This is a genomic window from Clostridia bacterium (genome assembly GCA_024653205.1).
GTDB lineage: Bacteria > Bacillota > DSM-521 > Neomoorellales > SLTJ01 > JANLFO01.
The window spans coordinates 1-7,913 of record JANLFO010000040.1 but is presented as its reverse complement, the minus strand read 5'-3'; the positions used below and the strand labels follow the sequence as shown (position 1 = coordinate 7,913).

The following is a 7,913-nucleotide window of genomic DNA, read 5'->3' as shown; positions in this document are numbered from 1 at the left end:
AAAGGCCAAATCTATAAGGGGACGGTGGTGGATTAGTTCCGCTCTAAAACCTCCTGTTTTGTTGCCAACTTCTACCATGCAGTTGGATAGGGTTATTATTGCCTCTTTAAGGTGTGTGCTGCTACATCAACTGGTTTCTGGGGCTTGACATTTTACCGTGAGTCTGGCTTCTTCTTTTGTTAGTTCTCTCCGGGTGCCAAACGGACCGGCGTGTGACTATGTTCCTCACCGGCCTTTCGGTAGGTTTAGACCTGTTGCCGATGCGTGTAAATAATAACGGATTAAAAAAAATTAACGCTTCAGCTTGTAGCCTGCTTTCTCTCGATCCCAGGTGTCGGGCGTGATGCCTTCCTCCCGAAGCTTATACTTCTCTACCCGGTAACTGGGCGTCTTGGGCAAGGAGTCTACAAAGCGGATGTAACGGGGAACCATAAAGTATGCCATCCGGCCCTCGCAGTAGGCAACGATCTCCTCCGGAGCCACCTTGGAGCCCGGCGCAGGCACCACGCAGGCCATCACCTCTTCCTCGCCCAATTCAGACCGGACTCCGATTACCGCCGACTCTAGAACTGCCGGATGCGAGTTGATAATCTTCTCTACTTCAAACGAAGACAGGTTTTCTCCTCGCCGCCTGATTACATCCTTTTTTCGGTCAGAAAAGTGTAAATAGCCGTCTTCATCCAGGTAACCAAAGTCGCCCGTGCGAAACCATAAGTCTCTCCATGCCTCTACGGTCGCCTGGGGGTTCTTATAGTACCCGAGCATCATGTTGTAGGGTTTCCGGGGGCGTACCGCGATTTCCCCTGCTATTCCGGGTTGGCATTCTACACCGTTTTCTCCGATAATGTGGACCTCAAAATCAGGATGAATCTTGCCGCAGGAACCTATTTTACGTTCGAAGGGCCGATTCATGGTGGGAGCCGCTATCTCGGTAGTGCCGTAGAATTCGGCATTCCTGACCCCAAATCGTTGCTCAAAGGTTTCAAACAGCTCCGGCGGCGTCGGCCCTCCCAGGAAGAAACGCAGAGGGTTATTCGCATCGTCCGGTCGCGGCTCTTGTCTGAACAAGACCGAGGTTACACTGCCGGCACAGGGGCAAACCGTGGCGCCGTACCGTCGTATGTCATTCCAAAACCGGCTGGCGGAGAACCTTCGGGCTAAGGCCAGCCGGGCCCCGCTGACCAGGGCGAGGTTGACGCCCCCGTGCCATCCCACGGCGTGGAAGAGGGGCATGCAGTTATAAACGCAATCTTCGTCGGTTACACCCAAGCAATCACGGTGGCGTTCCGCTGCGCTGTATAATTGGTTATGGGGCAATACCACGCCCTTCGGTAATCCGGTCGTCCCGGCAGTGTAGATAATCATCGCCGGGTCCGAGAATCTAACCTCCTCCCGGGGGTAAGTGCCATCGTTATCCACCAGGTCGGCCCAAGACAAGACCGGCGCGGAGAAACCCGCCGACAGATCATTCAAGGAAGCAGCACTCCCGCCCTCAGGTGCCCGGTCTTCCTCTCTGGCCTCAACCGCTACCAGAGCCCCCAACGACTTTACATTCGATAGCGCCAGCCCAATTCGGTCCCAGTAGTGAGTATGAAATACCAGCAACTTGGGATCCGGATGCTCCAACAGATAGGCCAGGATTTCTCCCCTATGCGCAACGTTAACCGGAACCGCTACGGCCCCGAGCTTATAAATACCAAAACATAAGAATAACAATTCGGGACAATTATCCATGAATATTGCGACATTATCACCCTTTTTAATACCGAGCCTTACGAGCCCTGCTGCCACCCTTCTGGCCGTCTTATCGGTGGTCTCGAAACTCCATTCTTCATCTAGGTAATGCAAGAACATCCGTTGCCCATGCCTAGCCGCTTGGTTCTCTAACAAAACGTGCATTACACGATTAATTGAAATGTCAGAGCTCATCTCTTTCACCTGCCATCACTCGATGGTTATACCCGGACGCCCACTAATCGCGTCCGTACATGGTTCGGAACGGCATCTTAATACCTAGCAGGTGCCGGGCGATAATCAGGCGTTGAATCTGGTTGGTCCCCTCATATATCTGCGTTAGCTTGACATCCCTCATAAGGCGCTCTACCGGATAATCGCGCATGTACCCGTATCCGCCGTAGATCTGGACCGCATCCAGCGCGATTTTCATGGCTATATCGCTAGCGAACACTTTGGCCATAGAAGCATAGCGGGCGGAGGGTCGGCCGCTGTCCCTCAGCCAGGCGGCATAGTACACCAACCATCGTGCCGCTTCCACCTGAATCGCCATGTCGGCCAACATTCCCTGGATAAGCTGGAAATGCCCGATGGGCACCCCGAACTGCTGCCGCTCCGTTGCATACCGGGTGGCGGCATCCAGGCCCGCCTGGCCTTGGCCGAGCGCCTGGGCGGCGGTCAGTATTCGGCCCTCGGAGAGCATCCTCATGGCGGTTCGAAAACCGTTACCCTCCTCGCCCAGGATATTGGCGGCCGGAACCCGGCAGTCAACAAAAGCCAGCGAGTTGGTCGTCGAACCTCGGTAACCCAACTTGGCCTCCTTCTTGCCCACTATGAAGCCCGGGGTACCCTTGTCGACCAGGAAGGCGGTAATCCCGTCCGGGCCCTTTCCCTCCCTGGTTCGCGCCATGACTATAACAAAGTCAGCTACCCCGCCCTGAGTCACGAAATGCTTCTCGCCGTTCAGTATCCAGTATCCATTGTCCAGCCGGGCACGAGTTGTGATAGCGCTAGCGTCCGACCCGGCCTGAGGTTCGGTTAGCGCAAAGGCGCTTACCGACTCTCCTGTACATAAAGGCCTTAGGTATTTGGCCTTTTGCTCCTCAGTGCCAATGGTTAGCATCTGAATAATTGACCAATTAGAAACAATATTTGCCGCCGAACAGTAGTCATGTCTGGCCAGTTCCTCGACTACTATGGTTTGAGTGAGCAAACTTTCTACGCCGGACCCCCCGTATTCTTCCGGGCCGACCAGTCCTGGAAGCCCTATGGAAGCCATTTTATGCCAAGCTTCCCAAGAAAATTCTTCCTTCTCGTCAATCTCCCGCACCATCGGGGCCAATTCCCGGCGGGCGAACTCGCCCACGTTTCGCTTGAGCATCTCTTGTTCTTCAGTTAGAGCAAAGTCCATGAAGTCCTTTTTCACCCCCTTAGATTATTTGCCGGTGGGGGGTGACCGGTGAGGCCGGGCCAGCCTTCCCTTCGCCCCGGCTGATTTCACGATTTTCCTTGCCGGCAGTCCCGGTTCCCCTTTGTACCGGGTGCCTCCCCGACCGAACCTAGGCTGGCACTTACGCCGAGTTCCGTGCCCGACGAGGCTCCGGATACTCGGGGAAACCAGGACGGCCGGCCAAGACCGGGGACCACTCGGCCCTTCACCCACCCCGCCGGCTTGGCCTTCTGACTGCTACCGGCTAGAAAACGAAGAGCTCGATCCCACCAGTGACCATGATCTCGGCTCCGTTTACGCTCTTGGCCTGGTCGCTGGCAATAAACGCCACCACCGAGGCCACCTCTTCCGGCTCCTGCAGGCGTCTGGTGGGTATTTTGCGGATGATCTTTTCCCGGACCTCCTCGGGAAGCCGCTGCGTAGCCGGAGTATTGGCCAGACTGGGAAACACCACGTTGGTGGTGACCCCATGCCTGGCGTATTCCAGGGCGGCGGTCTTGGCCAGCCCGCAAAGCCCGGCCTTGCTGGCCGCATAGGAGCACTGGCCGTATCCGCCGTCTAGTCCGGCCCGAGAGGAAATCAGAATGATCCTTCCCCATTTGCGCTTCGCCATTTCCGGCCCGACCTGCTTGATGCAATAGAAGGCTCCGGACAGGTTGACCGCTATCTCCCGGTTCCAGGCCTCCACGCTCATCTTTTCAATGGTAGCCATATTGTCGGTAATGGCCGCACAACATACCAAGACATCGACCGGTCCCAGTTCGCCGACAATCCGTTGGAAGGCCGTGCAAACGTCATCGTACTGGGCCAGATCAACCTTGACCGCCAGCGAACGCCGCGACTTCTCCCCGATCATGCGGGCGGTTTCCTCGGCCCCGGTCAGGTCTAGGTCGAGGATGGCCACATCCGCTCCTTCGTCCGCCAACCCTAAACATATGGCCCGGCCGATACCCCGCGCTCCCCCGGTTACCGCGGCTACCTTTCCCGTAAGCCCAAAATCCATTTTATGAACCTCCTTCCTGGTATTGCTTTACTTGTAGAGAATATTGATAGTGCAAGTCTTGGTGTCTCCGGCCTTGTCGGCGCCCATGCACTCGGCCATGAATACTTTAGCTCCTTCTACCTGTCGGGCGCCCGCCTGGCCTCGCAATTGGAGAACCCCTTCCACAATCTGCGCTACCGCCGTAGCTCCCACCGGATGCCCCTTGGCAAGCAACCCCCCGGACGGGTTCACCGGGATCTTGCCTCCCAGACTGGTGGCACCCGATTCTACCAGCCTTCCCCCTTCGCCGGGGGCGCATAGGCCTAGGCCCTCGTAGTGGAGTATTTCGGAGATGGTAAAAGCGTCATGACACTCGATAACATCCAGGTCGCCGGGCCCCAGACCGGCCATCTCATAGGCCATACGGCTGGCGCGCTCATCTGCCTCCCAACGCAGAAGATCGCAGGGGTTCTCGTAACGACCGCTAATCAGAACCGACGCGGCTACGTGGATGGGCCGAGAGGTGTACCTCTTGGAAAGCTCAGCCGCGCATAACACTACGGCCGCCGCGCCGTCGGCATTGGGACAACAGCTCAGGCGGGTGAGCGGGTCGGCAATCATGGGGGCGTTAAGTACGTCCTCTACCGTAATGGGTTCCCTAAACTGGGCCAGGGGATTTAAGCTTCCGTGGCGCCTATTCTTGACCGCCACCAACGCCAATTGTTCCTTGGTGGTGCCGAACGTTTCCATATGCAGCTTGGCCCGCATGGCAAAACTGGCCACCACCACCAGCCCTTCCAGGGTTTCAATTTCCGAGGCGGCGCCCTGCATCAAGCCTAGCTGCGGTACCATTAGCTTTTCGGCGCCCACCACCATGGCCAGATCGTACATTCCGGAAGCCACACCCATCCAGGCCAGGTTGAAGGCCGATGAACCGGAAGTGCAGGCGTTCTCCACGTTAAACACCGGAACCCGATTAATACCTACTTCCCAAAACACGTTCTGTCCCAGGGTAAAGTCGGCCAGGAGGCGGGGCGCCTGCATATTGGCAAAGAAACAGGCGCCGATGTCGCTAGGCTTGACCCCGGCCTCCTTAATGGCTTGTAGTGCAGCTTCACTGCCCAGCTGGACTACCGATTTATCGGGATGCTTGCCAAAGGGGGTGATACCCACCCCGATGATGTCCACCGGACGCATTAGCCATCCGCTCCTTCGGGGGTAAAGTAGTAACGCAGACAGGGCTCACCGCTTGGGTCGACGCCTATAACTCCCACGTCCAGCTTTACCCGCTGTCCCAGGTGCAGGTCGGCAATCCTTTGCGGGTCGAACAGGCCAAATATCCGCAGACCATCTTCCTCGAGGTCCACGTAGCCCACGGCATACGGCTGAGGAAGGCCGAACGGCGGTTTGGTGCGCACTATGGTAAGGGTGTAAATCTTCCCTACGGAAGAAAGCCGGACGGACTGCAACTCGGTTAAGCAATACGGACAGACCATAGGAATAGGGAAAAACTTCCGATTACACGAGGGGCAAATAGCACCGCGAAGCCGGGGTGGCGGGCCTACTTCCAGCACTCCTTCCATTACCGGTTTGGGTTGCTCCGAGGCATCCTTCACCATACTCCGTCCCCCCTTTAGGGCCAAAATACAAGCCGTTGTCTTCCAGACGGGAACCTCGTTCCGACCGGCCGGTGTAAGCCTATTTGCCTCTCCATACCGGCTTTCGCTTTTCCGCGAAGGAGCGGAAACCCTCCCTTTGGTCCTCCGTGCCCTGGAGGAAGATGGCACATTCGGTTTCAAAGGTAAGTCCGGACTCCAGATCCACCTCTAAGGCCATATTGATACAACGCTTGGCTGCCCGGAGCGCCAGCGGCGCCCCTTCGCCGATTTGGTTGGCCAATTCGACGGCCTTTTCTATGCATTGGTCTACCGGCGCCACCGCGTTTACCAGGCCTATCCGGTAGGCCTCCTCGGCGCTGATACGTTTGCCGGTAAGTATTAGCTCCTTGGCCAGAGCCGGGCCTACTACCCGGGTTAGTCTTTGCGTTCCCCCGGCCCCGGGGATGGTACCCAGTCTGGTTTCCGTGAGACCAAGCCGCGCCTCCTGGGAAGCAACCCGCAGGTCGCAACAAAGGGCCATTTCCAGGCCGCCGCCTAGCGCCACTCCGGTAATGGCGGCGATGACTGGTTTACCGGCAGTCTCGATCTTGTGAAATGTTTCTTTTGTTTGGCGAGAAAAGGCTATGAAATCGTCCAAGGAAGAAAAAGAGGTTACGTACTTGACGTCGGCCCCGGCGCAGAAGGACCTCTGGTTGCCGGCAAGTACTATGGCGGCTATCGCCGGGTTACTCTCGCAGGCGGCAATGGCCTCTGAGAGTTCGTGTAGCATCTGGCCATTGATGGCGTTCATTTGCTGCGGTCGGTTTAAGGTGATTACCCCGACCGCCTCCCGGCTTTCGAACAATAGGGTTTCAAAGGCCATTTCTACACCTCCAATGGGCATCTCTAAGGTGCTTGGTGAATCGCATACCGTTTCGCAATCCCGCACTCTCTCCGGAGTTCTCTTCGGAAGGCACCTTACCGCAGTAGGGGCTAAGTTCCGGTTGGGCTACCGGTTGGTCCGTACGTCTATTCGGCCGATCCGCCGCTTAACGACTTCGATTGGACAGGATTATAAGGGCAGGGTACCGGAAGCTAGATCGATCACCTGGGCCTGGTGTGGCGTTGAAGATAGCGACCGGGACACTTTCGATCCGCGGAACAATGGGACTACCCGGCCGGTTGTTATCTGTAAGCTCTATCTATTGCCATTGTACGCTATCGACATAATTGTCATCCCCGTTTTTCTCCTAGACCCTTTCTTCTTACCTCCTTACCGCGCTCTCCAGAAAAATTCCCTTACCGTACGAATGGGCAAGTAGACCGGCTACCGAACAAATAAACCAACTACGTGTCCCGTCCCACCTCCATTCTGAGTCCCGCCGGCCGCGACCCCGCTTTCTGTCGAGTTCGATCGACCGGTCGATCGAACTCCTGGTCTTATTATACGAAGCAGATGCTCGTTCGTCAAGTCCCTGTACTAGTGAGCTATTTGCGTTGACTGATCGTTTGCGTATGGGGCATTGCTGACCGCGTACCCGCCGAACCTGCCCGAGTTCACCTTAAACCAATTATAGGAACCCACACCATTTCATGTAGCCAATCCGGGTCAAGAAGGACATACTGCCCCCTTTCAATGTTTGGTGGTTCCGGGAATGTCCAGAGCCCCCGGCCGGAGCCGGGGGCGCAATTCGGGGGCGCTTCGATAAAAAATCCGCCGGAAATCCGGCGGATGCTTTTCGAAGGAAGCCCGAAAATCGTTTTTGCTGAAGCGTGAAGCGGTGGCGAAGCTCAACGGGACCCTGACGGTAAAAAAATCCCTCCGCCTAGGGAGGGAACCTGCCGAAGGGCCGCCGGTTAACGCCGGCGGCTTGGCTTTTATGGTCCTTCGGGCCGGGTTGCAGTACTGTTGCAGTAAATCGCCCTTTGCAGTACCTACCCGAACCCTGAAACCCTTGTCAAATCTGGTGCGTCCGAGAGGATTTGAACCTCTGACCCCCTGCGCGTCAAGCAGGTGCTCTCGCCCCTGAGCTACGGACGCCCTATACACCTCTTATTATCCTATGCGCTCGCCCACCTGTCAAGCCGGGTGACGGCTGAGTTATCCCCAGTTCGTCCCGGGGCAGTGCTGGTTTCCCCCTCGTACCGG

6 protein-coding genes and 1 tRNA gene are annotated in these 7,913 nt (G+C 56.8%); all 7 read right to left on the bottom strand.

The features are described from left to right. Positions 1 to 291: 291 nt before the first annotated feature. Entirely contained in the window at positions 292 to 1,899 is a 1,608-nt protein-coding gene (locus tag NUV99_11945; protein MCR4420801.1) for an AMP-binding protein, read from the bottom strand. A 73-nt stretch (positions 1,900 to 1,972) separates the two neighbouring features. Then, on the bottom strand, positions 1,973 to 3,145 hold the full coding sequence (locus NUV99_11940) for an acyl-CoA dehydrogenase family protein (GenBank protein MCR4420800.1): 1,173 nt from the start codon (positions 3,143 to 3,145) through the stop codon (positions 1,973 to 1,975). Between the two features lie 283 nt (positions 3,146 to 3,428). Next, entirely contained in the window at positions 3,429 to 4,187 is a 759-nt protein-coding gene (locus NUV99_11935) for an SDR family oxidoreductase (GenBank protein MCR4420799.1), read from the bottom strand. Between the two features lie 27 nt (positions 4,188 to 4,214). After that, the gene (locus tag NUV99_11930) at positions 4,215 to 5,363 is read right to left on the bottom strand and encodes a thiolase family protein (GenBank protein ID MCR4420798.1); all 1,149 of its coding nucleotides are present in this window, start codon (positions 5,361 to 5,363) and stop codon (positions 4,215 to 4,217) included. After that, entirely contained in the window at positions 5,363 to 5,785 is a 423-nt protein-coding gene (locus tag NUV99_11925) for an OB-fold domain-containing protein (protein ID MCR4420797.1), read from the bottom strand. The genes NUV99_11930 and NUV99_11925 overlap by 1 nt, the downstream gene beginning before the upstream one ends. Before the next feature lie 79 nt (positions 5,786 to 5,864). Next, on the bottom strand, positions 5,865 to 6,647 hold the full coding sequence (locus NUV99_11920) for an enoyl-CoA hydratase-related protein (protein ID MCR4420796.1): 783 nt from the start codon (positions 6,645 to 6,647) through the stop codon (positions 5,865 to 5,867). 1,082 nt (positions 6,648 to 7,729) lie between these two features. Then, positions 7,730 to 7,805 (bottom strand) — tRNA-Val (locus tag NUV99_11915). Positions 7,806 to 7,913: the final 108 nt, after the last annotated feature.

What these genes read in the sequence shown, in the direction of transcription:
- NUV99_11935 (MCR4420799.1), bottom strand. Translation starts at nt 4,187, where the DNA reads ATGGATTTTGGGCTTACGGGAAAGGTAGCCGCGGTAACCGGGGGAGCG.
- NUV99_11945 (MCR4420801.1), bottom strand. Translation starts at nt 1,899, where the DNA reads ATGCACGTTTTGTTAGAGAACCAAGCGGCTAGGCATGGGCAACGGATG.
- NUV99_11925 (MCR4420797.1), bottom strand. Translation starts at nt 5,785, where the DNA reads ATGGTGAAGGATGCCTCGGAGCAACCCAAACCGGTAATGGAAGGAGTG.
- NUV99_11930 (MCR4420798.1), bottom strand. Translation starts at nt 5,363, where the DNA reads ATGCGTCCGGTGGACATCATCGGGGTGGGTATCACCCCCTTTGGCAAG.
- NUV99_11940 (MCR4420800.1), bottom strand. Translation starts at nt 3,145, where the DNA reads ATGGACTTTGCTCTAACTGAAGAACAAGAGATGCTCAAGCGAAACGTG.
- NUV99_11920 (MCR4420796.1), bottom strand. Translation starts at nt 6,647, where the DNA reads ATGGCCTTTGAAACCCTATTGTTCGAAAGCCGGGAGGCGGTCGGGGTA.